The sequence below is a fragment of the Actinoplanes sp. NPDC051470 genome, assembly GCF_040682035.1.
Lineage (GTDB): Bacteria > Actinomycetota > Actinomycetes > Mycobacteriales > Micromonosporaceae > Actinoplanes.
Genome location: NZ_JBFBAA010000007.1, coordinates 299,262 through 323,694, shown reverse-complemented (window position 1 = coordinate 323,694; position 24,433 = coordinate 299,262). Strand labels below are relative to the sequence as shown.

Annotated in this window: 23 protein-coding genes; 15 read left to right on the top strand and 8 right to left on the bottom strand. The window is 70.8% G+C overall.

Annotated features, from left to right (window positions below; translation table 11 throughout):
- Positions 1-344: 344 nt before the first annotated feature.
- From AB0M54_RS16015 to AB0M54_RS15985, 7 genes are all read right to left on the bottom strand, one after another.
- The gene (locus AB0M54_RS16015) at positions 345-1,469 is read right to left on the bottom strand and encodes a DUF2786 domain-containing protein (protein WP_364471817.1); all 1,125 of its coding nucleotides are present in this window, start codon (positions 1,467-1,469) and stop codon (positions 345-347) included.
- A gap of 9 nt (positions 1,470-1,478) precedes the next feature.
- The gene (locus tag AB0M54_RS16010; RefSeq protein ID WP_364320696.1) at positions 1,479-1,685 is read right to left on the bottom strand and encodes a hypothetical protein; all 207 of its coding nucleotides are present in this window, start codon (positions 1,683-1,685) and stop codon (positions 1,479-1,481) included.
- A 77-nt stretch (positions 1,686-1,762) separates the two neighbouring features.
- Positions 1,763-2,134, bottom strand: a complete 372-nt coding sequence (locus AB0M54_RS16005) for a hypothetical protein (protein ID WP_364320699.1) — start codon at positions 2,132-2,134, stop codon at positions 1,763-1,765.
- Between the two features lie 36 nt (positions 2,135-2,170).
- Positions 2,171-2,656: a roadblock/LC7 domain-containing protein gene (locus tag AB0M54_RS16000; RefSeq protein ID WP_364471814.1), complete on the bottom strand. Its 486-nt coding sequence runs from the start codon at positions 2,654-2,656 to the stop codon at positions 2,171-2,173.
- 33 nt (positions 2,657-2,689) lie between these two features.
- Positions 2,690-3,721 (bottom strand): DUF4388 domain-containing protein, encoded by a 1,032-nt coding sequence (locus AB0M54_RS15995; protein WP_364471811.1) that lies wholly within the window; start codon positions 3,719-3,721, stop codon positions 2,690-2,692.
- 43 nt (positions 3,722-3,764) lie between these two features.
- Positions 3,765-4,208: a hypothetical protein gene (locus tag AB0M54_RS15990; protein WP_364320707.1), complete on the bottom strand. Its 444-nt coding sequence runs from the start codon at positions 4,206-4,208 to the stop codon at positions 3,765-3,767.
- A gap of 67 nt (positions 4,209-4,275) precedes the next feature.
- The gene (locus tag AB0M54_RS15985) at positions 4,276-4,707 is read right to left on the bottom strand and encodes a DUF4388 domain-containing protein (protein ID WP_364320710.1); all 432 of its coding nucleotides are present in this window, start codon (positions 4,705-4,707) and stop codon (positions 4,276-4,278) included.
- A gap of 155 nt (positions 4,708-4,862) precedes the next feature.
- On the opposite strand from AB0M54_RS15985, the gene AB0M54_RS15980 reads away from it, so the two are divergent.
- On the top strand, positions 4,863-5,222 hold the full coding sequence (locus tag AB0M54_RS15980) for a VOC family protein (RefSeq protein ID WP_364320713.1): 360 nt from the start codon (positions 4,863-4,865) through the stop codon (positions 5,220-5,222).
- Here AB0M54_RS15980 and AB0M54_RS15975 read toward each other — a convergent pair.
- The gene (locus tag AB0M54_RS15975) at positions 5,216-6,754 is read right to left on the bottom strand and encodes a methyl-accepting chemotaxis protein (protein WP_364471808.1); all 1,539 of its coding nucleotides are present in this window, start codon (positions 6,752-6,754) and stop codon (positions 5,216-5,218) included. The two genes, AB0M54_RS15980 and AB0M54_RS15975, sit on opposite strands and share 7 nt — an antisense overlap.
- 56 nt (positions 6,755-6,810) lie before the next feature.
- On the opposite strand from AB0M54_RS15975, the gene AB0M54_RS15970 reads away from it, so the two are divergent.
- The 14 genes from AB0M54_RS15970 to AB0M54_RS15905 all read left to right on the top strand — a co-directional run bounded on the left by AB0M54_RS15970 (position 6,811) and on the right by AB0M54_RS15905 (position 24,400).
- On the top strand, positions 6,811-8,022 hold the full coding sequence (locus AB0M54_RS15970) for a deoxyguanosinetriphosphate triphosphohydrolase (RefSeq protein ID WP_364471805.1): 1,212 nt from the start codon (positions 6,811-6,813) through the stop codon (positions 8,020-8,022).
- A gap of 19 nt (positions 8,023-8,041) precedes the next feature.
- Complete coding sequence (dnaG, locus tag AB0M54_RS15965) at positions 8,042-10,834, top strand: DNA primase (RefSeq protein WP_364471802.1); 2,793 nt, start codon at positions 8,042-8,044, stop codon at positions 10,832-10,834.
- Positions 10,831-11,361 (top strand): hypothetical protein, encoded by a 531-nt coding sequence (locus AB0M54_RS15960; RefSeq protein WP_364320725.1) that lies wholly within the window; start codon positions 10,831-10,833, stop codon positions 11,359-11,361. The genes dnaG and AB0M54_RS15960 overlap by 4 nt, the downstream gene beginning before the upstream one ends.
- A gap of 43 nt (positions 11,362-11,404) precedes the next feature.
- Positions 11,405-12,334, top strand: a complete 930-nt coding sequence (locus tag AB0M54_RS15955) for an ABC transporter ATP-binding protein (protein WP_364320728.1) — start codon at positions 11,405-11,407, stop codon at positions 12,332-12,334.
- Complete coding sequence (locus AB0M54_RS15950) at positions 12,334-13,089, top strand: ABC transporter permease (protein WP_364320731.1); 756 nt, start codon at positions 12,334-12,336, stop codon at positions 13,087-13,089. The genes AB0M54_RS15955 and AB0M54_RS15950 overlap by 1 nt, the downstream gene beginning before the upstream one ends.
- 11 nt (positions 13,090-13,100) lie before the next feature.
- Positions 13,101-13,907 carry an ABC transporter permease gene (locus tag AB0M54_RS15945; protein ID WP_364320734.1) on the top strand — a complete coding sequence of 269 codons (807 nt, stop codon included), beginning with the start codon at positions 13,101-13,103 and terminating at the stop codon, positions 13,905-13,907.
- 104 nt (positions 13,908-14,011) lie between these two features.
- Positions 14,012-15,115 (top strand): YihY/virulence factor BrkB family protein, encoded by a 1,104-nt coding sequence (locus AB0M54_RS15940; protein ID WP_364471799.1) that lies wholly within the window; start codon positions 14,012-14,014, stop codon positions 15,113-15,115.
- 303 nt (positions 15,116-15,418) lie between these two features.
- On the top strand, positions 15,419-16,597 hold the full coding sequence (locus AB0M54_RS15935) for an ROK family transcriptional regulator (protein ID WP_364320740.1): 1,179 nt from the start codon (positions 15,419-15,421) through the stop codon (positions 16,595-16,597).
- Positions 16,594-18,159: a sugar ABC transporter ATP-binding protein gene (locus AB0M54_RS15930; RefSeq protein ID WP_364471796.1), complete on the top strand. Its 1,566-nt coding sequence runs from the start codon at positions 16,594-16,596 to the stop codon at positions 18,157-18,159. Before AB0M54_RS15935 ends, AB0M54_RS15930 begins: the two co-directional genes overlap by 4 nt.
- Positions 18,156-19,208 (top strand): ABC transporter permease, encoded by a 1,053-nt coding sequence (locus AB0M54_RS15925; protein ID WP_364320746.1) that lies wholly within the window; start codon positions 18,156-18,158, stop codon positions 19,206-19,208. Before AB0M54_RS15930 ends, AB0M54_RS15925 begins: the two co-directional genes overlap by 4 nt.
- Positions 19,209-19,278: 70 nt before the next feature.
- Entirely contained in the window at positions 19,279-20,322 is a 1,044-nt protein-coding gene (locus tag AB0M54_RS15920; protein ID WP_364320749.1) for a substrate-binding domain-containing protein, read from the top strand.
- A 27-nt stretch (positions 20,323-20,349) separates the two neighbouring features.
- Positions 20,350-21,534, top strand: a complete 1,185-nt coding sequence (locus AB0M54_RS15915; RefSeq protein WP_364471793.1) for a Gfo/Idh/MocA family oxidoreductase — start codon at positions 20,350-20,352, stop codon at positions 21,532-21,534.
- Positions 21,535-22,090: 556 nt separating this feature from the next.
- Complete coding sequence (locus AB0M54_RS15910; protein ID WP_364320754.1) at positions 22,091-23,239, top strand: TIM barrel protein; 1,149 nt, start codon at positions 22,091-22,093, stop codon at positions 23,237-23,239.
- Between the two features lie 153 nt (positions 23,240-23,392).
- Positions 23,393-24,400 carry a sugar phosphate isomerase/epimerase family protein gene (locus AB0M54_RS15905; protein ID WP_364320757.1) on the top strand — a complete coding sequence of 336 codons (1,008 nt, stop codon included), beginning with the start codon at positions 23,393-23,395 and terminating at the stop codon, positions 24,398-24,400.
- Positions 24,401-24,433: the final 33 nt, after the last annotated feature.

The following is a 24,433-nucleotide window of genomic DNA, read 5'->3' as shown; positions in this document are numbered from 1 at the left end:
AGGGCTTCGATGACCTGCCCGTGGGTCAACTCCGACCGGTCGTCGACCGGGCACAACCCATCGATGACATCGCGAATCCGCAGCCGACCGGCGAATGCCGCGACCACCGGCAACGACCCCAACGCCTTCTCCACCGACGGCACCGCACCGTATCGCGCACGCTCTCTCACAACCCCGCCACGCTGCCACCGAACCTGCCCCCGGCCAACCCGCCGCGCCGAAACCCCCCACGATCACCGACGTGCGGAATGCGGGGCTAGTCTCCTTCAGGTTCTGGGCCAGCTCGGCCCGATAGGCGACCGCCTCGGCCAGCACCGCCGGGTCCTCGTCGGGGGAGGGCGGGGTCAGCCCAGGCTCGCCCGGTCGGCCGCCTCGCGTCCCGACTCCCAGCCCTCGCCGCTGTTCACGCGGAAACCGCGGGAACGGACCGTCCGCGGGAACGCCCGCTCCATCGTCTCGCGCACCTGGACGTCCCGGGACGCCAGCACCGGCAGCACGTTGCCGCCGGCCTCGGCCGCGGCGCTCGCGGTTACCGTTTCCAGGCGTTCACCGATGCGGACGGCGTACGCGATCAGGAACGACCGCCGGAACGCCTTGACCCGGGCCTTGCCGGCGCGTGGCTCGGCCGTGTTCATCGCGCGGTGGCTCTGCACCAGCAGCGACGTGTAGACCAGCTCGGTCGCGGTGAGGTCGGCCTCGAACCCGAACACCGTGCTGAACCCCAGCTCGGGCGACCACACCGTGTGGCACCGGTTGGCTCGGGCCACGGCGTCGAGCAGCGAGGCCTTCTCGCTCTCGTACGGGTGGTCGACGCCGATCCGGCGGGCGAACGGCACGACCTCGACGGCCGGGTCGAGCGCCACGTCGAGGCTGTACCGGGCGATCAGCTCCTGGGCCTTGGCGGTGTAGGTCTCGGCCTCGGCCGGGAACGCCGTCGCCTCCGCCTTGGCGAGCAGGGACCGGACCCGGTGGAGCAGCCTCGGGTCGGAGCCGGCGGCGGGCGTCGTCGCGACCGTGCCGGGCGGCGGGATCAGCACCTCGATCGCCGGGAGCCCGCGCAGCGTACGCAGAAGGGCCAGCGCCGCGTCGATCAGCGCGACCCGGTCGACCCGCCAGCGCGTGGCCGCGGCCCGCAGATGATCGTCGTCGCCGGACCACCACACCTCGGCGCCGAGCTCGCCGGCCTGGTCGAGCCAGCGCGGATCGACCACCCGCTCGTCGCGCAGCCGGGCCGCGATCGCGTCGACGACCAGCCGGGCCTGGCCGGGGTCGCCCTGCCGGGCCACCACCCGGTGCAGTTCGACCGGCTGCCACCCGCGGTCGGTGAGCCGGCCGACCGCTTCCCGCACCGACGCCCAGACGACGGCGTCGACCTCACCGGCCGACGCGACGGTGAGCGCGTCGAGCCCGTCCTCCCAGCCGATGGTCCCGCCGAGCACGGCCGCGACCGTCTCCCGCACCGACGTCATCCACCAAGCCTAGGTCCCGGTCTGGGCCGCGACGGCGGCCGGGGCCGGGGCCGGGCGGACGCGGGCCCACATCAGCACCAGCTGGGCGATCGCGATCAGCACGAGGGCGCCGGAGAGGACGGCGAACCAGGGGAGCACCCGCTGGTCGACGGCCGGGTCGGCGAAGACGTCGCCGTAGCTGACATGCCAGCCGAACTGGACGCCGGCCGAGATCATGATCAGCGTGCGGGCCCACCGAGAAAGGCGGGGAGGGAAAGGAGCCCTCCCCGCCTAGGTGCGGATCATTGTCCGTCTCAGACGTCGAGGTCCGCTTCGATCCGCTTGAGCTGATGCCGGGCCATGGCCAGGTTCGACCGGTCCCGCCGCAGGGCCACGTAGAGGAACAGGCCCTTGCCGGAGCGGCTGGTCAGCGGCCGGATCAGGTGGTACTGGGTGTCGAGGGTGATCAGGATGTCCTCGATCTTCTCGGTCAGGTTGAGCATCTCCATGGCGCGGAGCTTGGCCCGGACCACGTCGGTGTTGCCGGCCGCGGCGACCGTCAGGTCGAGCTCCTTGCCGCCGCCCGCGGTGCCCAGCGCCATTCCGCTGGTGTGGTCCACGAGAGCGACGCCGATCGCGCCGTCGATGTCCATGATCTCTTTGAGTGCGGTGTCCATGTCGGGCATGGGGCCTTTCCTCCGTCGGTGTGGGATAAGGGGCGGTCAGCCGGCGGCTTGCCGGCGCCGGATGTCGGTGGGCAGGGTGGCCATCGGGGAACGCCGCGCGAGCGGCGCCGATGGCCCGGGCTGATGAGGGATGTCCGGCCGGGCCGGGGTGACGAAGTCGAGGGTGAGCAGCGCGACCAGGCGCCGGACGCTGCGCCGGGCCTCGAGGTGCACCATCGCCAGGTTCGCGTTGCCGGTGGTCACGACGGTGAGCAGGGCGTCCGGCCCGGCGGCGTACGACGAGATGTAACCGCCGTCGCACTGCACCACCGATTCCCGCAGCTCGCCGTGGTCGACGGCGTGCGCGAACCGGCGGGCCAGCGCGAGATGCGCCGCCGCCAGCGCCGCGAGGCTGTCCGGTTCGATGCCGTGCGCATCGTGCGCGACCACCATTCCGTCCGTGGTCGAGAGCACGCTCCCGGACAGTTCCGGCAACCTGTTCCGGAGGTTGCCGAGTTCCTCGAGCACCGCCGGATCAACCATGCTCGGCCTCCTTCTCTCTCGGGGGTGCGCGCGTCACCGCAGGGCTCGCAATGCGGTGCGGATGCGTTTCAGCAGGACCTCGTCGGCCCCGGGGGGCTCCGGCGGTGGTTCGCCGGCCAGGTCCTTGGGGAGCTTCGCGCCGGGTTTGCGGCGGGCCAGCCGCGGCGGGCGGTAGATCGTGCCGTTGGTCACCGGTTCGCCGGTGTGCGGGGGTTCCTCGGTCACCGTGGCCGTGCGGTGGTGGGTCACCGGCACCAGCGGCCCCTCGTCCAGCGTCACCGTCGGACGGGTGGCCGACGCCGCGGGGGCGGTGCCACGTGCGCGCGGAAGGCGTACCAGATCGGGGTCGTCGCCCTGACCCCGACGTTCCGTGGGCCGCTCGATCAGGCCGAGCGCCGCCAGCCTCCGCAGTTCCTGGATCGTGGCGAAGCCGGCCCGGCCGAGCAGCTGCGCCAGATCCGCGGGCGTGCGCTGGCCGTCCGCGTGCACCAGCAACTCCCACTGCAGCGCGGTCAGCGTGACGCGTTCCAGCGGCGCCCGTGGAACCGGGCTGACCGGCGCCGAGTCGACCTGCGCGTGCGGGAAGATCTCGTCGAGCAGCCGGGCCCGCCGCCGCGACTCCCGGTTCACCGCCGCCGCGTCGACCCGCACCACCGCGCCCAGCCAGTGCCCGGCGCCGGCCCGGAAGTCGACCGGCGCGCTGGCCGGGGACAGCGCGAAGTAGGCCGCGTCGTAGATCGCGCCGAGCACGCACAGCTCCAGCTCGCCCTGGGTCAGGTGGCCCTGGTCGAGCAGCAGCCGGCCGACCTTGGCGCTCGTCGCGCCCGCGTCCAGCGCCGCCTGCCAGGTCCGCCCGGCCAGCCGCCCGGACGCGGTCAGCAGCTCGCCGACCCCGGGCGCGCCCGGCGACTCCGCGTAGATCACCGCGCCGTCCTGCAGGTAGACGGCACCCCCCGGAGGGCCGCCGGGGTGGCCACCCACCACCAGCGCTCCGGTCTGCCGCTCACCCGCCACCTGTGTCAGCAGGCGCCCGGGAGCCGCGGTCCTGGTGGGGCTCACGTCCATCCTTCCGGCCGAGAGGTACGGGTGGCTCTACGTCGGACAGGTCCTAGGTGGCGACGAGCTCCGCCGCCAGCGTCTGCATGCGCCGCCGGGCCACCGCGAGGTTGCCGTGCACCCGGTCCAGCCACACCCAGAGCACCAGCCGGCTGTCGAAGTCGGTCCGCACCAGCCGCAGCAGGTGGTAGCCGCCCGCGGTGGTGATGATCAGGTCTTCCAGCAGGTCGTGCGGTATCGCCGAGACGAACAGCGAACGGCTCGTCGCGGCCTGGACCACGTCGGCGGTTCCGGCCGCCGCGGCCTCATGATCGGAGTTCGGCGCGGCCCCGGTCGTGGCGACCGGGAACCCGGTGGTGTAGTCGACGATCCCGGCCCCGACCGCGCCCGGGATCGTCATGGCCTCCTGCAGGCAGTGCTCCACGCCGGGCACGTCTCTCCTCAGCGTTGTGTCCGTCCCGCCGGCGACGTCGCTGCGACCTTGCTTCGTCGTCACCGTGGGCCATCCTGCGGGCACGGTGAGCCGAGAAGTCGCACCCCATGTGCGTCCTCTTCGGCCGGTTTCACGAAGCCAGCTCGGCGCCGCCGCGGATCCGTTGCGGGACAACGTGATCGCCCAGCCAGTGGCGCTCCCCGGCGATGAACCGGACCGTCGCCCGCTCGCTCTGCAGCACCATCCGGGTCGCCTCGCGGGCGGCCGACGACGCCCGGCGGGCCAGCTCGTTCTGGCCCAGATGGCCGCCGCGCACCAGCGCCCGGCCGACCCGGCACCGCGGGTGGCCCTCGGCGTACGCGGCCGACCAGGCCGCGGCGCTCAGCCGCCCGGACGACACCAGCCGCTCGCCGAACCCCGGGCAGGCGGGTGACTCGGCGTGGGCGATATGTCCGGCCACCAGATAGAGCACCCCGCCGGGCGAGCCGCCGACCTGCAGGGCGCCGGTCCGGCCGGCCTCGGCGAGCTGGCGAAGGACGCGCCGCAACGAGACGGGATCCACGTCGACTCCTCGGATGAGTGGGCATCGGGTGATCGCATGGTGTGCGGCCATCGAGCCCCGTCGCCGCACCGCCGGTGCGTTGTTCCGCCGGTAACCCTCCCGGCGGTGGCGCGTAACATGATCGCCACTTTCGATGGGGCGTTGCAGGGGGATCGATGGGCGTGCGCTGGGAGCAGATCGTGGTCGACTCGGAGGATCCGGCTCGGCTGGCCCGATGGTGGGCCGAGGCCCTGGGCTACCGGATCGTGCACGAGGCGCCGGAGGAGGTGGAGATCCGGCGTAGCCCCGAGGAGATGCCCGGCCTGCTGTTCACCCCGGTGCCGGATGCCAAGACGGTGAAGAACCGGCTGCACATCGACCTGCGCCCGGAAGATCAGGAGTCCGAGGTCGAGCGGCTGGTCGACATGGGCGCCCGGCCGGTCGACATCGGCCAGAACGACGCCGGCTGGGTGGTGCTGGCCGACCCCGAGGGCAACGAGTTCTGCGTGCTGTCCAGCCGGACGAAGGATCAGTAGCGGAACTGGCCGATCAGGCCCTCCAGCTCACCGGCCGCCGAGCTGACCCGCTCGGCCGACCGGCGGGTGGTGTTCGCGTCCTCCGCGGTCGACTCCGACGAGCGGGTGATGTGCGCGACCGTGCCGCTGATCTCGCCGGCCGCGGCCGACACGTGACCCACGTTGCCGGCCATCAGCTCGGTGGTCGCCGACTGCTCCTCGACCGCGGCCGCGATGGTCCGCTGCCCGTCGTCGATCTGCCCGATCACCTCGGTGATGGTGGCGATCGCGGTGGCCGTACGCGTCGTCATCTCCTGAATCGCGCCGATCTTGGCGGTGATGTCGCTGGTCGCGTGGGCCGTCTCCTGGGCCAGCTCCTTCACCTCGGTCGCGACCACGGCGAAACCCTTGCCCGCCGCGCCGGCCCGCGCCGCCTCGATCGTCGCGTTCAGCGCCAGCAGGTTGGTCTGTTCGGCGATCTGGGTGATCAGCTTGACGATGTCGCCCACCTCGCCGCTGGCCGCGCTCAGCGCCGATACCGCGGCCGCCGTCTCGGTCGCGCTCTGCGTGGCCCGGGACGTGGTCAACGCCGCGTCCGAGGTCTGCCGGGCGATCTCCCGGATCGACCCGGCCAGCTCACCGGTGGCGGTGGTCATGTCGGTCACCGAGGCCGACACCTGCCGGGCCGCCGCGTCCGCGTTGCGCGCCTGGGCCGATGTCTGTTCGGCCGAGCCGTCCAGGTTCCCGGCCAGCCCGCGCAGGTCGCCGCTCGCCGTGGTCAGCTCGGCCACGCTGGTCGCGGTGGCCGCGATCGTCGTACGCACGGCCGTCACCGCCTCGTTCAAGGCGTCGGCCATCTCCCCGAACTCGTCACGTTGCGTCACCTCGGCCTGGACCGTGAGGTCACGCTGAGCCATCGCGCGTAACGCCGCCAGCATCCGGCGCATCGGCCGGCGGATCGCCCGGATGGTCATCAGCGCCGCCAGCGCGGTCAGCAGCAGGCCCACCGCCGTGCCCAGGACCACGATCCTGGACGCCCGGGACGCCGACCGCTGCCCGTCCACGCCGGCCTCGCCGACCGCGGCCAGCATCGCGTCGTCGATGGCGCCCAGGTCGTTCTCCAGCGCCGCGAACTGGTCGAGGAAGTCGGGCAGCCGGCCCTTCTCGCCGGCCACGATCGCCCGCGCGGTGTCGCCGTACGTGACCACCGCCGGACGGACCCGTGCGTACTCCGCGGTCAGCGAGGCCGGCGCCATCGTCGCGGCCGCGTCGAAGTTGGTCAGCATGGTGGTGGCGTGCTCGTCCACCTCGTCGACGGCGAACCGCTCCCGATCCGCCGGCGTGGTCGCGTACATCGCCGACATCACGTCGGCCCGCAGGCCGTCGTGCATCATGTCGGCGTTCCACTGCCGGCTCATGCCGTCGCTCACCCGGGTGATCTCCCGGGCGACGTCGGCCTGCCCGGTCGACCCCCAGGTGGCCGCGCCGGCCACCAGGAACGAGGCGGCCACCCCGGCGATCGTCATGAGCAGCAGACGCGCGACGATGGTCAACTTGACTCCCACAACTACCTGGTCGGCCTGTCACACCCAACACTTAGGCTGATCACATGGATGCCGAGCGCTGGGCGCCCGAACCGGCCAAGGACAGCGGTTATGGGCGCACCCAGTTCGAGCGTGACCGCGCCCGCGTGCTTCATTCCGCCGGGTTCCGCCGGCTCGCCACCAAGACCCAGGTGCACACGGCCGGGTCGGACGACTTCCTGCGTACCCGCCTGACCCATTCCCTCGAGGTCGCCCAGATCTCCCGCGAGATGGGCGCCCGGCTGGGCTGCGACCCCGACGTGGTGGATACCGCGGGCCTCGCCCACGACCTGGGCCACCCGCCCTTCGGCCACAACGGCGAGGGCGCGCTCGACGAGGTGGCGCAGCCCTGCGGCGGTTTCGAGGGCAACGCTCAGACGCTTCGGGTGCTGACCCGGCTCGAGGCCAAGGTCCCCGGCGCCGGCCTCAACCTGACCCGGGCCTCCCTCGACGCCACCAGCAAATACCCCTGGCTGCGCCAACCCGGAAACCGCAAGTTCGGGGTGTACGCCGACGACGTGCCGGTCTTCGAGTGGATCCGGGCCGGCGGGCCGGGCGGCGAGCGCCGCTGCCTCGAGGCCCAGGTGATGGACTGGGCCGACGACGTCGCCTACTCCGTGCACGACGTCGAAGACGGTGTGCACGGCGGCTACATCACGCTCCGCCACCTGCTCGACGACGCCGACGAGCGGGCCGCCCTGGTCGCCGACGTCGCCGCGGTCTACTCCTCGTCACCACCCGACGAGCTGGCCGCCTCGCTCGACGGCCTGCTCGCCGACGAGGTGGTGGCGGCCGCCGCCGACCACGACGGCACGTTCGCCAGCCAGATCGCCCTCAAGCGGATGACCAGCGTGCTGACCGGCCGGTTCGTCTCCTCGGCGGTCGGCGCCACGATCAGCCGGCACGGTTCGGAACGGGTGCGGCGGTACGAGGCCGACCTGGTCGTGCCGCGTACGGTGCGTAATCACTGCGCGCTGCTCAAGGGCATGGCGTTGCGCTACGTGATGCGCCTGCGCGCCGCCGAAGACTGGTACGAGCGCCAGCGCACCATCCTCAAGGATCTCGTGGCCGCGTTGTGCGAGCGGGCGCCCGACGGCCTCGACCCGGTCTTCGCCCCGCTCTGGAAGCAGGCCGCCGACGATCCGGCCCGCCTGCGCGTGGTCGTCGACCAGGTGGCGTCGCTCACCGACCACGCGGCCGTGGCCTGGCACCGGACCCTCGTGGCGGACGCCGACTAGCGCGAGGCAGGATGTACCGGTGGCCAGGGTCAAGGACGAAGACATCGCGCTGGTCCGCGACCGCACGTCCATCGCCGACATCATCAACGAGACGGTGACGCTCAAGTCCGCGGGCGGCGGCAACCTGAAGGGCCTGTGTCCCTTCCACGACGAGAAGACCCCGTCGTTCACCGTCAGCCCGGCCCGCAACGTGTACTTCTGCCTGGCGGGTGAGACGCGGGTGATCACCGACCAGGGCATCCGGGAGATCCGCGACCTGGCCGGCGGGCGGCACCGCGTGATCACCACGCACGGCCGGTTCGTGGAGGCGCCGTTCCAATCGTTCGGCGAGCAGCCTCTCCTCCACCTCCAGCTGTCCCGGAACGGGCAGAAGAAGACGATTCGCGCGACGGCGGAACATCGCTGGTTCATCCGGGCCCGCACCAACAAGGGCGAGAAGCGGGTCGAGCGGGTCACCTCCGAGCTCCGGGTGGGTGACCGGCTCTCGCATGTGTTCCCGCGGGCGCTCGTCACCCGTGATGGCGGCCATCGGCTCGCGCTCTCGCCGTTCGGCGTCGCCCGCGGCATCGTCTTCGGTGATGGAACGGTGCTCGACAAGGGCAGCGTCGCCTTTCTTTACGGCGGCAAGGACCGTGAGTTGCTGAAGTGGTTCCCCCTCAGCGACACGTACGAGTCCTCCGGGCGGCTGACCGTCACCGGCATGCCGGCGTACTTCAAGACCGAGCTGCCGCCACTCACCGAGTCGCTCGCCTACCTGTATGGGTGGCTGGCCGGCTACTTCGCGGCGGATGGCGATGTTGCCGCGGACGGGTGTATCTCGCTCAACTCGGCGAACCGTGAACACCTGGAATACGTCCGCGACCTCTGCACCCGCATCGGAGTGGGCACCTACGGCATCGAAGAGCGGGCGTCGGCCACGGGTGACGGCTTGGGCTACCGCTTGTCCCTCATGGGGGACGACCTCGCCGAGGAGTTCTTTCTCATCGACTCCCACCGCGACCGGTTCGTGAGCAGCCGGCAGCGCGTGGAGCGGCGCGGCTGGGTCGTCGAGGCGATCGAGGACCACGGCGAGGTCGAAGAGGTCTTCTGCGCGATCGTGGACGGCACTCACGCCTTCGTCCTCGAGGACAACATCCTCACCGGCAACTGCCACGGCTGTGGGATGGGCGGGGACGCCATCAAGTTTCTGATGGACGCGGAGCATCTGTCGTTCATCGAGTCGGTCGAGCGGCTGGCCTCCCGGGCCGGCCTCCAGCTGCGGTACGACGAGTCGCCGGGGGACCGGAACGGGGCGCCGCGGCCGCAGCCGGGGCAGCGGCAACGCCTGATCGCCGCCCACCACGCGGCCACCCAGTTCTACCGCGAGCAGCTGACCACGCCGGGCGCGCGGATCGCGCGGGAGTTCCTGGCCCAGCGCGGCTTCGGGCGCGAGGCGGCCGAGCGTTACGGCTGCGGCTTCGCCCCGGACGGCTGGGACCTGCTCACCAAGCATCTGCGCCTGAAGGGCTTCACCGATGCCGAGCTGACCGCGGGCGGGCTGTCGAAACCGGCCAAGTCGGGCTCGTTGATCGACCGGTTCCGGCGCCGGCTGATCTGGCCGATCCGCGACCTGACCGGTGACGTGATCGGCTTCGGCGCGCGGCGGCTGTTCGACGATGACGACGGCCCGAAATATCTGAACACGCCGGAGTCGCCGCTCTACAAGAAGTCGCACGTGCTCTACGGCATCGACTTCGCCAAGCGGGAGATCGCCAAGCAGAGCCAGGCGGTGATCGTCGAGGGCTACACCGACGTGATGGCCTGTCATGAGGCCGGCGTGCACACCGCGGTGGCCACCTGCGGCACGGCGTTCGGCACCGATCACATCGGGGTGCTGCGCCGGCTGCTGATGGACTCGGACAGCGTCTCCGGCGAGATCATCTACACCTTCGACGGGGACGCGGCGGGGCAGAAGGCGGCGCTGCGGGCGTTCGAGGAAGATCAGCGTTTTGTCGGGCGTACCTTCATCGCGGTCTCCCCGGACAACATGGACCCCTGCGACCTGCGCCTGGCCAAGGGTGATCTGGCCGTGCGTGACCTGGTCGCGCGCCGGGAGCCGCTGGTCGACTTCGCGTTGCGGCAGACGCTGTCCCGCTTCGACCTGGACACGGTCGAGGGGCGGGTCGAGGCGATGCGTCGGGCGGCGCCGCTGGTGGCCAAGATCAAAGACCGCGAGAAGCGTCCTGAGTACGCCCGGAAGCTGGCCGGCGACCTCGGCATGGACCTCGACCCGGTGCTGCGGGCGGTGAACAACGCGTACACGCCGGAACAGTCGGCGCCGGCCCAGCGTCAGGCGCCGGACAGCCCGCAGCGGCTGGTCGAGCGTGAGGCGCTGAAGCTGGCCCTGCAATACCCGGTGCTGGCCGGCCCGATGTTCGACGCGCTGGGCACCGAGTCGTACGCCGATCCGGTCCTGCAGGGGATCCGGCAGGCGATCGCCGAGGCGGGTGGCACGACCACCGCGGCCGGGGGAGCGGGCTGGATCGAGTCGGTGCGTGACCTGTGCGCCGACCTGAGCGGCAAGGCGCTGATCGGCCAGCTGTCGGTCGACCCGCCGCGGGTGGACGGCGAGGTCGACCCGCGGTACGTCTCGACCGTGCTGGCCACGCTGCAGGTCGGTGCGGTGGCCACCCGGATCCGTGACCTGAAGTCGAAGGTGCAGCGGATCAACCCGGTGGCACACAAGGATGAGTACCTGGCGATGGCCGGTGAGCTGTTCTCCCTGGAACAGCACGCGCGGGCGTTGCGGGAGCAGGCGGCGGGGGGATTGTGAAGCTTTTCGGACGACGCCCGAAGTTGCCGGCCGGGCTGCGCCCCGAGCTGGACCGGGACGAGCGGGTGCTGGCCTGGGCGGCGGTGGGAACCGGGGACGCCGAGGCGGCGCTGGTCGCGACCAACCGGGGCCTGTGGGTGCCCGAGCGCGGCCGGCTGGGCTGGCACGAGATCCACAAGGTCGCGTGGTCGGGCCGTGAGCTGCGGGTGATCCCGGCCGAGGTGGCCGAGGTGCGCGAACACTACGCGGTGCTGGTGGACGAGCCGCCGGTGCTGTTCCTGCTGCTCGAGCCGGGGGAGCTGCCCGATCAGGTCCGCACCCGGGTGACCCGGTCGGTGGCGTACACGTCGCATCATCCGATGCCGCAGGGCGGGGTGCGGGTGGTCGGCCGGCGGGTGAGCGGGGTCGACGGCCTGAGCTGGGCGGTCCGGTACGACTCGGGTACGCCGGTGGACGCCGAGCCGGTGATCAGCCTCACCGAGGAGCTGGTGCTCGCGGCCCAGAACGCGAGCGCGCCGCCGCTGTAAGTCGGTCGCGGTTTGTCGTACCCGGTGTCTAGGGTTTGGCGACGTGACCGATGAATCGCTGATCCACGCCCGGGGGCTGGTCAAACGCTTCGGCGACTTCACCGCGGTGGCCGGCATCGACGTCGACGTGCGCCGGGGTGAGGCGTTCGGCTTCCTGGGGCCGAACGGCGCCGGCAAGAGTTCGACGATGCGGATGGTGGGTTGTGTGTCCCCGCCGACCGAGGGTGAGTTACGCATCCTCGGGCGTGACCCCCGCACCGACGGCCCGGCGATCCGTGCGCGGCTGGGCGTGTGCCCCCAGCTCGACAACCTCGACACCGAGTTGTCGGTGCGCGAGAACCTGACGACCTATGCGCGGTTCTTCGGCATCCCGCGCCGGGTGGCTCGCCGACGGGCCGACGAGCTGCTCGATTTTGTGCAGCTCACCGAGCGGGCCGACAGCAAGGTCGAGCCGCTGTCGGGTGGCATGAAACGGCGGCTGACGATCGCCCGGGCGCTGGTCAACGAGCCCGAGATCGTGCTGCTCGACGAGCCGACCACGGGCCTCGACCCGCAGGCGCGCCACCTGGTGTGGGAACGGCTGTTCCGGCTCAAGAAACAGGGCGTGACGCTGGTCCTGACCACGCATTACATGGACGAGGCCGAGCAGTTGTGCGACCGGCTGGTGGTGATGGACGGCGGGCAGATCGTCGCCGAGGGGTCGCCGCGGGCGCTGATCGAGCGCTATTCGACCCGCGAGGTGGTCGAGCTGCGGTTCGCGACCGAGTCGCAGGAGGCGTACGCGGAGAAGCTGGCCGGTCTGGGCGAGCGCGTCGAGGTGCTGCCCGACCGCATCCTGCTCTACGTGCCCGACGGCGACGCCGCGGTGGCCGAGGTGCAGGCCCGTTCGCTGAGCCCGGCCAGCGTGCTGGTCCGCCGCAGCAGCCTGGAAGACGTCTTCCTCCACCTCACCGGCCGGACGCTGGTCGACTGATGGTCGCCGCCGCCTATGTTCTCGAATACCACCTGGTCAGCTACAAACGCACCTGGCGGGGCAGCGCGCTGTCGTCGTTCCTGCTGCCGCTGCTCACCGTGCTCGGCTTCGGGGTCGGGGTGGGCGCCTATGTCGCGGGTGTCGACGGCGTGCCCTATCTCGACTGGCTGGTGCCGGGCCTGATCGCGTCGACCGCCATGCAGGTCGGCATCGGCGAGGCGACCTGGCCGGTGCTGGGCGGGTTCGAGTGGCGCCGCACCTACTTCGGTCACGCCGCGGCGCCGTTGCGGGTCGCCGACATCGTCGGCGGCCATCTCGCCTTCGTGGTCTTCCGGGTGGTCACCACCTGCGCGGCGTTCCTGCTGGTGGCGGCCCTGTTCGGCACGCTGCGTTCGTGGTGGGCGCTGGCCGTGCCGGTGATCGGGGCGCTGGTCGGGCTGGCCGTGGCCACGCCGACCTTCGCCTATTCGGCCACCGTCCAGACCGAGAGCTACCTGTCGATCCTGATGCGGGCCGGGATGATCCCGATGTCGCTGTTCTCCGGGGTGTTCTTCCCGATCGACCAGATGCCCGACCCGCTGGTCTGGCTGGCCTGGGTGCTGCCGTTGTGGCACGGCGTCGAGCTGGCCCGGTCGGCCACGCTGGGCAGCACGACCGCGTGGCCGGCGGCCGCCCATCTGCTGGTGCTGTTCGCCTGGATCGCGGTGGGCTGGTCGCTGGCCCTGCACCGGTTCCGTCGCCGGCTCGTCGTCTGAGAGGACCCCTGATGCTCACGCTGGCCCTGCCGCGTCTGCTGACACCGGGCGCCGGGCGCCGCTCGGTGTCCATGATGGAACGCAACGTCGCCACGCTCCGCGGCGCCTATTGGATCGTCTTCGCGACCGGCCTGCTCGAACCGGTGCTCTATCTCCTGTCGATCGGCATCGGCGTCGGCGCGCTGGTCGGCGACATCGCGTTGCCCGACGGGCGCTCGGTGGGTTACCCGTCGTTCGTGGCGCCGGCCATGCTGGCGGCGTCGGCCATGACCGGGGCGCTCGCCGAGACCACCTTCAACTTCTACGGGAAGATGAAGTTCATGCGGCTGTACGACGGGATCGTCGCGACCCCGGTGCGGCCGGTGGAGATCGCGTTCGGCGAGCTGACCTGGGCGATGATCCGCGGAAGCGTCTACTCCGCCGCGTTCTTGGCGATCATGGTGGGGATGGGCCTGACCACGGTGGGCTCGGCCCTGATCGCCCTGCCGGCGGCGATCCTGGTCGGGTTCGCGTTCGGCGCGGCCGGCCTGGCGCTGTCCACGTTCATGCGCAGCTGGCAGGACTTCGACCTGATGATCTCGGCGCAGTTCGCGCTGTTCCTGTTCTCCGGCACGTTCGTCCCGGCCGAGTCCTACCCGGCCGCGTTGCGCTGGGTGGTCGAGGCGACGCCGCTCTATCGCTCGGTCCACCTGATCCGCGGGATCAGCCTCGAGATGTGGAGCTGGGTCCAGCTCCTGGACGTGATCTATCTGCTGGTGCTGTTCGCCGCCGGGGTCGCCGTGGCCGGGCGGCGGATGGGGCTGCTGTTGCTCAAGTGATCAGTGACCTGGGGGAACGTCCGCAGTCGATGGGTTAGACAGGGGGCGCGGGGGGCATCCAACCCCGAGAAGGTCACCGAGGATTGCTGGGCGGAGGAACCCCGATGAAGCTGCTGCGCCGCCACCAGGAGGAGCCAGCCGTGGACGAGCGCCGTGAGGCCGAGGCACGAGAGGCCGGCGAACGAGACGTCACCACGACCCGCACCGGCGACGACAAACTCGACCCGCACGATCCGCCTCCGCCCGGCCCGAACGACGGTCCCGACAAGCCCGCCGAGCTGCACGGCAAGGGTGTGTTCGCGGCGGTCAAGCGGACCTTCAAGCAGTTCTCCCAGGACAACGTGTCGGACTGGGCCGCCGCGCTGACCTACTACGGCATCCTGTCGATCTTCCCGGCCGTGATCGCGCTGATCTCGATCTTCGGGCTGGTCGGCGGGGACGGCAAGGCGACGGTGACCGGCGCGGTCAAGGAGGTCGTGCCGAACGGCGACATCCAGAAACTGGTCGACACCGTGCTCGGGCAGGTGAGCAACCCGAACACCGCCGGCCTCGCGGCCATCCTGGGTATCGCGCTGGCCTTCTGGTCGGCCTCCGGTTACGTGGCCGCGTTCATGCGCGCCTCCAACGCCGTCTACGACGTGCCGGAGGGCCGGCCGATCTGGAAGACGCTGCCGATCCGGCTGGGCGTCACCGCCATCGTCGGCATCATGCTGGTCGCCTCGGCCGTCATCGTGATCTTCACCGGCGACCTGGCCTCGGCGATCGGCGACCGGATCGGCCTCGGCGACCAGGCCGTGCTGGTCTGGAGCATCGTCAAGTGGCCGGTCCTGGTGATCCTGGTCAGCCTGATGTTCTCGATCCTGTACTGGGCGTCGCCGAACGCGAAGACCGGCGGTTTCCGCTGGGTCAGCCCGGGCGGCATCTTCGCCGTCCTGCTGTGGGTGGCGGCCTCCGCGGCGTTCGCCCTCTACCTGGCCAACTTCGCCGACTACAACAAGACGTACGGCACGCTGGGCGGCGCGATCGCCTTCCTGGTGTGGCTGTGGATCTCGAACCAGGCCATCCTGCTGGGCGCCGAACTGGACGCCGAACTCGAGCGGGGCCGGGCCATCGCGGCCGGGCACCCGGCCGACGAGGAGCCGTTCCTGGAGCTGCGCGACGACCGGAAGCTGAAGAAGGGTAGCGAAAAGGGCCTCGCTTCCAGCTGACACCGATGACAAAAGGGCGGCCGTCCCCGGCGGGGGTGGCCGCCCTCGTCGTGCACGCTGAGTTCCAAGACCACTTTCTTTGCGTGGTGACGGACCCGTGCTGACAGCCCTGTCGGGGGGCCGTTTCCCCTGTTCAGCCTGCTTACCGCGACAAACGGGGGAGGGTCCGCGGACTTTTGTTGGGGAGAGCAAAAGTTGGTATAGATCTTCTGGAAGGTATGGACTGGAGCGCCGGAAGGGGCCTAGTGTGACCGGCACGACACAGCATCGTTTCAGGGCTGTGAACCCCTGCCGGAGGTACCCGTGCACGTTGCCGACGCCCCCCACCATCGGGTGCTTCGCCTGTTGCGCGACGAGGGCCCGGTGTCTCGCGCCGAGCTGGGTGACCGGCTCGAGCTGACCCGCCCCCGTCTGCTCGCCGAGGTGGAGCGACTCGTGGCGGCGGGCCTCATCGCCGAGGCCGGCATGGCCGCCTCGCGCGGCGGCCGTCGTTCCACCCTGGTCGAGCTGCACCCCCGCCTGCGCTTCGCCGCGGTCGACCTGGGCGCCAGCTCGATCGACATCGAGGTCACCAACGGACGACTGGAGACGGTCGCGGCCTACCGCGAGACCGCCGACATCAGGTCGGGACCGAAAGCGATACTGCAACGGGTCAGTGAGCTGCTCGCCAAGGCACGCACGGACGGCGCCTTCGAGAAGCTCGACGCGGTCGGCATCGGCGTCCCCGGTCCGGTCAGTTTCCGTGACGGCGTGCCGGTGTCGCCGCCGATCATGCCGGGCTGGGACCGCTACCCGGTGCGCGAGATCCTCGCCCGTGAGCACGGCTGCCCGGCGGTGGTCGACAACGACGTGAACATCATGGCGATCGGGGAGCGGCACGGCGGGGTCGCGCACTCCGTCGACGACTTCCTCTTCGTCAAGATCGGCACCGGCATCGGCTGCGGAATACACCTGGCCGGTGACGTGTACCGCGGGGTCGACGGATGCGCCGGCGACATCGGGCACATCCAGGTCGACTCGCACGGGCCGGTGTGCTCGTGCGGCAACACCGGCTGCCTGGAGGCGCTGTTCAGCGGGGCCGCGCTGTCCCGCGACGCGCAGGCCGCCGCCCGCAGCGGCGAGTCGCCGGCGCTGGCCGAGCGGCTCGCGGCCAACGGTGAGCTGGGCGCCCGGGATGTCGCCGAGGGCGCGGCCGAGGGCGATGTGACGTGCATCCGGCTGATCCGCGACGGCGGTCGCCGGGTCGGCTCGGTGCTGGCCACGCTGGTGAGCTTCGCCAATCCGTCGATGATCGTCATCGGGGGCGGGTTGGCGCTGCTCGGGCACATTCTGCTGGCCGAGATCCGCAGCGTGGTCTACCGGCGCTCGCTGCCGCTGGCCACCGGCAACCTGCCCGTCGTTTTAAGCGAACTGGGCAGTCGAGCCGGCGTCACCGGCGCCGCCGTGCTCGCCAGTGACACCTGCTTCGAGCAGGCATCATGACGACCATTCCCGAGCCGCGTGATGGTGAGGTGGAGGACCAGGTGGCAACCGAAGCGCCGGTGGTCTTGGAACTGACCGATGTCGTCAAGACTTTCCCCGGGGTACGCGCGCTGGACGGCGTCCAGCTCGAGGTGCGCGCCGGTGAGGTGCACTGCCTGCTCGGGCAGAACGGCGCCGGGAAGTCGACGCTGATCAAGGTCCTGGCCGGCGTGCACCGCGCCGACGAGGGCAGCATCCTGTGGCAGGGCGAGCCGTTCGCCCCGGCCAACCCGCAGGCCGCCATGAAGGCCGGCATCGCCACCATCTACCAGGAGCTCGACCTGGTCGACGACCTGTCCGTCGCCGAGAACACCTTCCTCGGTCACGAGGAGCGGCGGCTCGGCTTCGTGCGGCGCGGTTCGATGGCCCGGCGTACCCGGGAGATCCTGGGCCGGCTCGGCCACCCGCAGATCCCGGCCCGCCGGCTGGTCCGCAGCCTGCCCGCGGCCGGGAAGCAGATCGCCAGCATGGCCCGCGCGCTCTCGCACGACGCCAAGCTGATCGTCATGGACGAGCCCAGCGCCGTGCTCGCTCATGACGAGGTGGGCAACCTGTTCCGGATCATCCGGGAGCTGACCGCCCAGGGCATCGCGGTCATCTACATCTCGCACCGGCTCGAGGAGATCCGCGAGATCGGCGACCGGGTGACCGTGCTCAAGGACGGCCGGACCACCGCGGCGAACCTGCCGGCGCGTGACACCCCGACCCGCGAGCTGGTCAACCGGATGACCGGGCGGAGCATCGAGTACGTGTTCCCGCCGCGGGTGGCGCCGGACGACCCCGAGGTCCTGCTCGAGGTGCAGGGGCTCACCCGCGCGGGCGAGTTCGCCGACGCCTCGCTGACCGTCCGCAAGGGCGAGATCGTGGGCATCGCCGGGCTGGTCGGGTCCGGGCGTTCCGAGCTGCTGGAGACGATCTTCGGCGCCCGCCCGGCCGACAGCGGCACCGTGGTGATGGCCGGCAAGCGGGTCACCTCGGTCGGCGGCGCGGTCCGGGCCGGCATCGGCATGGCCCCCGAGGAGCGCAAGAGCCAGGCGCTGCTGCTGGACCAGCCGATCTACAAGAACATGACGCTGTCGTCGTTCGCGACGTTCGCCACGGCCGGGTTCACCGACGCCGGCGACGAGCGGAAGGCCGCCGACAAGGTCGCCGACTCGCTCGAGCTGCGGCCCCGGGACACCGGCCGCGCCGTGCGCACGCTGTCCGGCGGCAACCAGCAGAAGGTCGTGGTCGGCCGCTGGCTGATCGGCCAGACCAAGCTGTTGCTGCTCGACGAACCCACCCGAGGGGTGGATGTCGGCGCCCGCGCGGAGCTCTACCAGGTCATCCACGACCTGGCCGCGAACGGTGTCGGCGTGCTGCTGGTGTCCAGCGAGGTGCCCGAGGTGCTGGGCCTGTCCGACCGGGTCCTCGTGATGCGCGAGGGCCACCTGATCCATGAGGCGCCGGCCGGCGACCTCGACGAAGCCACGGTTCTCGACCTCGTGATGGCGGGGTCTCTGCTCGAGGGGGAGCCCGCATGACCGACACGCAGGTGGCGAAGCCGGCGCCCGCGCCGGACGCCCCGAAGAAATCCCGGAACAGCATTTTCAAAGGTGACGCCGCCGAGCCGCTGAAGCGCAACCTCGGCCTGGTCGGCGTCCTGATCATCCTGGCCGTCATCGGCGTCATCACCCGGCCCGACCTCTACGGCGATGCCACCTGGGTCAGCAACAACGTCTTCACGATCCTCCAGCAGGCGTCGGCCATCGGCGTGGTCACGGTCGGCATGACCTTCGTGATCATCGGCGGCGGCATCGACCTGTCGGTGGGCGCGATCGTCGCCATCGCGGGCGTCTGGTCGACCACGCTGGCGACGCAGAGCTACGGCGCGGTCGGCATGATCTTCACGGCCATCGTGGTCGGCGTCGTGGTCGGGCTGATCAACGGCGTGCTCATCTCGTACGGAAGACTCGTGCCCTTCATCGCGACCCTGGCGATGATGGTGGCCGCCCGTGGTCTCGCCGCGCAGATCTCCGGCAAGCAGACCCAGGTGTCCTCGAACGACACGATCAACAGCATCGCGTCCACCAAGATCCTCGGCATCCCGATGCTCGTGATCATCCTGGCGCTGGTCGTGGCGGCCGGCTGGGTGCTGCTCAACCGCACCACGTTCGGCCGGCGCACGGTCGCGATCGGCGGCAACCCCGAGGCGGCCCGGCTGGCCGGCATCAACGTCAAATTCCACACCCTGCTGCTGTACGCGCTCTCCGGCCTCTGCTGCGGGATCGGCGCGATCATGCTGACGTCCCAGGCGACGAGCGCTCAGGCCGCCATGGCGAACCTGTACGAACTGGACGCGATCGCCGCGGCGATCATCGGCGGCACGCTGCTCAGCGGCGGCCGCGGCACCATCGTCGGCGCGCTCTTCGGCGTGCTGGTGTTCAGCACGATCACGAACCTGTTCGCGATCAACAACCTTCCCACCGAGGTCCAGAACATGGTCAAGGGCGGCATCATCGTCGCGGCCGTGCTGGTCCAGCAGTTCCGCTACAAATCGCTCACCCACCTCCTGGGACGCACCAAGAGCTGAAATTTCGCACCCTCAAACCCCAAAAATCCGGCGACCGGTGTACGGCCGCCAGGTCACCCCTGGAGTAAACATGTCGAACTTCTCTCGTCGCCGCATCCTCTTCGGCGGCGCCGCGGTCGGCGCGGGCGCCCTCCTCACCGCCTGCACCAGCAACGAGCCGGAGAACAACAGCCAGATCAACACCAGCAACGAGGAGGCGAACCCCAACTCGGCTCCCGGCACCAAGGTGGTCATCGGCTTCTCGGCGCCGGCCGCCGACCACGGCTGGATCGCCGCCATCACGAACAACGCCAAGGCCCAGGCCGGCGCGTACCAGGACGTGGAGCTGAAGGCGGTCGAGGCGGGCGCCGACGCGGCGGCCCAGCGGGCGTCGCTGGCCACGCTGATCTCGCAGAAGCCGACGGTCATCGTGATCCTGCCGCACGACGGCAAGGAGCTGAACTCCTCCGCCCTGGAGGCGACCAAGGCCGGTATCCCGGTCATCAACCTGGACCGCGAGTTCCCCGACGCCCTGGCCTACCGCCTGCTGATCAAGGGCGACAACTACGGCATGGGCGTGGCCGCCGGCAACTACATCGCCGAGCAGATGAAGTCCAAGGGCGTCAGCAACCCGATCATCGGCGAGATCGCCGGCATCGACGCGCTGCCGCTGACCCAGGACCGGTCCAAGGGCTTCAAGGACGCCCTGGCCGCCGCCGGCTTCAAGGTGGCCAACCGGCGCGCGGCCGAGTTCACCGCGGACAGCGGCCAGCGCGAGGCGGCCGGCCTGCTCCAGGCGCTGCCGAAGCTGGACGCCCTCTGGAACCACGACGACGACCAGGGCATCGGCGTGCTGGCCGCGATCAAGCAGACCAACCGCAGCGAGTTCATCATGGTCGGCGGCGCGGGCTCGAAGGCCGCGATCGACCAGATCACCAAGGACGACAGCGTGCTGAAGGCGACGGTCACCTACAGCCCGTCGATGGCCTCCTCGGCGATCTCGCTGGCCCGCCTGATCGGCCAGGGCAAGGGCATGTCGGACCTGGTCGAGCTCCAGGTTCCCAAGCAGATCACCCTCGCCTCGGAGACGATCACCAAGGAGAACGCGAGCAAGTACGCCAAGCTCGGGTTCTGATAACACGGCTACCAAGGGAGTTCAGAGATGGGGCAGCTGCGGGTCGGCATGGTCGGCTACGCGTTCATGGGCGCCGCGCACTCTCAGGCGTGGCGTACCGTCAACCACGCCTTCGACCTGCCGTTGTCGGCGCAGCTGTCGGTGGTGTCCGGCCGGAGTGAGGCGGGCGTCGCCGAGGCGGCCGCCAAGCTCGGGTGGGCCGCGCACACCACCGATTGGCGTTCGCTGATCGATCGGGACGACATCGACCTGATCGACATCTGCACGCCAGGCGACACACACGCGGAGATCGCGCTGGCCGCGCTCGCCGCGGGCAAGCACGTGCTGTGCGAGAAACCCCTGGCCAACTCGGTCGCCGAGGCACGAGAGATGGCCGCGGCGGCCGAGCAGGCCAAGATCAATGGGGTACGCGCGATGTGCGGCTTCAACTACCGCCGGGTGCCCGCCGTGGCCCTGATGCGGAAGCTGATCGCCGACGGCCGGATCGGCACCATCCGCCACGTCCGGGCCGTGTACCTGCAGGACTGGATCGTCGACCCGCAGTTCCCGCTGGTCTGGCGGCTCCAGAAGGACAAGGCCGGCTCGGGCGCGCTGGGTGACATCGGCGCGCACATCGTCGACCTCACCCAGTTCGTCACCGGTCAGCGGATCTCCTCGGTGAGCGCTCTCACGGAGACGTTCGTCAAGGAGCGCCCGCTGCCGGTGGAGTCGTCCGGGCTGGTCGCGGCGTCCAACGGCTCGGGCACCGGTCGGGTGACCGTGGACGACGCCGCGCTGTTCCTCGCCCGGCTGGACGGGGGAGCGGTGGCCACCTACGAGGCCACCCGCTTCGCCACCGGCCGCAAGAACGGGCTGCGCGTGGAGATCAACGGTTCGCTCGGCTCGGTGGCGTTCGACTTCGAGCGGATGAACGAGCTGGAGTTCTACGACGCCAAGCTGCCCAGCGCCGAGCAGGGCTTCAGCGTCATCCAGGTGACCGAGCCGGAGCACCCCTACATGTCGGCGTGGTGGCCGCCCGGCCACGGCATCGGCTACGAGCACTCGTTCACCCACGAGATGCGGGATCTGATCGAGGCGATCGCCACCGAGCAGAACCCGACGCCGTCCTTCACCGACGCGCTCGGCGTCCAGCTCGTCCTGGACGCGGTGGAGCGGTCGGCCGAGTCATCGAGCTGGATCGAGGTGGAGCCGTCGACCGTGGCGATGGCTTGAGTTCCTAGTTCCACAGTCTTCCTGTCGCGAGCGAGCGAGGGACGGCGCGGTTGCGCCCCGCGCCGGCGAGCTCGCGGCGGGTGCAGTCCCCGGTGTGCCCGGGTCGGGCCGGGCACACCGGGGTTCGTGCTGTCCAGACACCATCGTGTTTGCATATGCACGGGGAGTGTCGGCACGTGAGATCGTTTCGTGCACGCCCGTTTGTGCATTTGCTGAACACAGAAACCGCTCTCACGTCACGCTCAGTTGACATTCAGGTGAAGACATCCAGCAGCTCAGACCGTACGCGAGCATCGGCGCAAACCGATGCCCCGGCGCCCCGTGGATCATGTTCTCGCCGGTCAGAAGGTCGCACGGCTCGTGCGCCGCTGATCCGTGGGTAAGCCGAGGCTCGTATCCGGGGCTGGAGAACCCCCACGGATGGAGGCGGGATGACAGCCCGGCGGACGACGGAACGTCGATCATGGCCGATCCGGACCCTGGTCCATACTGGAGCCGTGCGCACGAGCGAATGCACGTGCACATGCACTCATGCAGCTGTGGGAGGAGGGTTCTGATGCGTCTGCGTCACCGTTCCGGCCGCCTCGTCCACCTCAGCTCCGGCATCGACGTCCACGGGACGCGCGACTTCGCCGCCGTGGTCGAACGGATCGACGCGTACGCAACCGAGGTTCGGGCCCGGATCGACGCCGACGCCCTCACCGTGAGCCTGTGGCTGCCCCCCACCCTCGCCGCCGCCCTCGCCGTCGACGGGCGCCTCCGCACCCGGCTGCGTGCCGAACTCGACGCCCGCGGGCTCGAGGTCGTCACGCTGAGCGGAATGCCCTACGCCGGGGGCGGCGGCGAGAATCCTACCGACGAGCCGGACTGGAGCGACCCGGCCCGCCTGGAGTACACCCTCGACCTCGCCCGCGTCCTGACCGACCTGCTGCCCGACGACGCCGTCCGGGGCGCGGTCACCACGATCGGGCTGGGCCGCCGGGCCGGCTGGGACGACGCCAAGGAGAAGGCCTGCGGCCGTATCCTGGGCCGGCTCTCCGGCGGGCTGGCCGAGGTCGCCTGGCACACCGGGCGCGCGGTCCGCGTCGGCCTCCAGCCCGAGCCCGGCAACGTGCTCGACGCCACCGACCAGACCATCGCGGCGCTCGCCGGGGTCGGCCGCGACCGCATCGGCATCTGCCTCGACCTGGCCAACCTGGCCTGCACCTGGGAAGACCCGGCGGACGCCCTGGACCGGCTGGCCGAGGCCGGGCTGTCGGTGATCCAGGTGCGGATCGCCGCCGCCGTCGAGCTGCGCGACCCGTGGGCCGGCGTCGAGGCGCTGCGCGGCTACCTCCCGGCCGGCGAGCGCTGCCCGGTCACCAACGCGGAGGGCGCCTTCCTCGAGTCGGTGCCGGCCTCGGCCGACGAGTTCCCGCCCGGGCCGTGGCGGGTACGCCGGCACGTGCCGCTGGCCGAGACACCGCCGGCGCCGCTCGCCGCCACCACCGAGGTGTGGCGCGCGGCGCTGCGCCACCTGATGGGCGGGGCCCAGCCGGGCACGGAATACCTGGACGTGCATGCCGCCCCGCGCGACGGGACGCCACCCGAACGGCCCGCCGGGGCCCCCGCACCGGCCGACTCGGTCGGCTCCGAGCTGGCGTACGCCAGTCATGAGTTGGGAAATCTCGGCCTGACGCCGCCCGCGCAGGCTCGCGCGGCCTGACCTTCTGCTATTAGAGTCTTTCTCAGGCACGGCCGCGTGACGGACCGTCTCCGGGAGGCGCAATCCCGGGCCGGTCGCGACGTCTCGCCGCCTTCCACCTTCCGTCCGGCTGCCCTCGCCGTAGACCACAGGTGCGACAAGGGAGACGACAAGATGGCGCGACCCATCACGCTTTTCACCGGCCAGTGGGCCGACCTGCCGTTCGACGAGGTCTGCCGGCTGGCCTCCGAGTGGGGCTACGACGGCCTCGAGATCGCCTGCTGGGGCGACCACTTCGAGGTGGACAAGGCGCTGGCCGAGGACGACTACATCGACCGCAAGAAAGAACAGCTGGCCAAGCACGGCCTGTCCGTGTACGCGATCAGCAACCACCTGGTCGGCCAGGCCGTCTGCGACCACCCGATCGACCAGCGGCACCAGGACATCGTCGGGCCCGCGATCTGGGGCGACGGCGACGCCGAGGGTGTACGCCAGCGCGCCGCCGAGCGCATGAAGGACACCGCGCGGGCCGCCGCCAAGCTCGGCGTGAAGACCGTCGTCGGCTTCACCGGCTCGTCGATCTGGCACACGATCGCGATGTTCCCGCCGGTGCCCGAGTCGATGATCGAGGCCGGCTACCAGGACTTCGCCGACCGGTGGAACCCCATCCTCGACGTGTTCGACGAGGTCGGGGTGCGCTTCGCGCACGAGGTCCACCCCAGCGAGATCGCGTACGACTACTGGACCACCCGCCGCACGCTGGAGGCCATCGGCAACCGCCCCGCCTTCGGCCTGAACTGGGACCCGTCGCACTTCGTGTGGCAGGACCTCGACCCGGTCAACTTCATCCTCGAGTTCAAGGACCTGATCTACCACGTCGACTGCAAGGACGCGAAGGTCCGCACCGGCGACGGGCGGCGCGGGCGGATGAGCTCCCACCTGCCCTGGGCCGACCTGCGGCGGGGCTGGGACTTCGTGTCCACCGGCCACGGCGACGTCCCGTGGGAGGACTGCTTCCGGGCCCTCAACGCCATCGGGTACGACGGGCCGCTCTCGATCGAGTGGGAGGACGCCGGGATGGACCGGCTGGTCGGGGCGCCCGAGGCGCTCCAGTTCGTCCGGCGCCTGGCCTTCGACGCGCCGACCGCCGCCTTCGACGCCGCGTTCTCCTCGAAATCCTGATCCGACATGCTTCCGGCCCGCCCTCGCACCGAG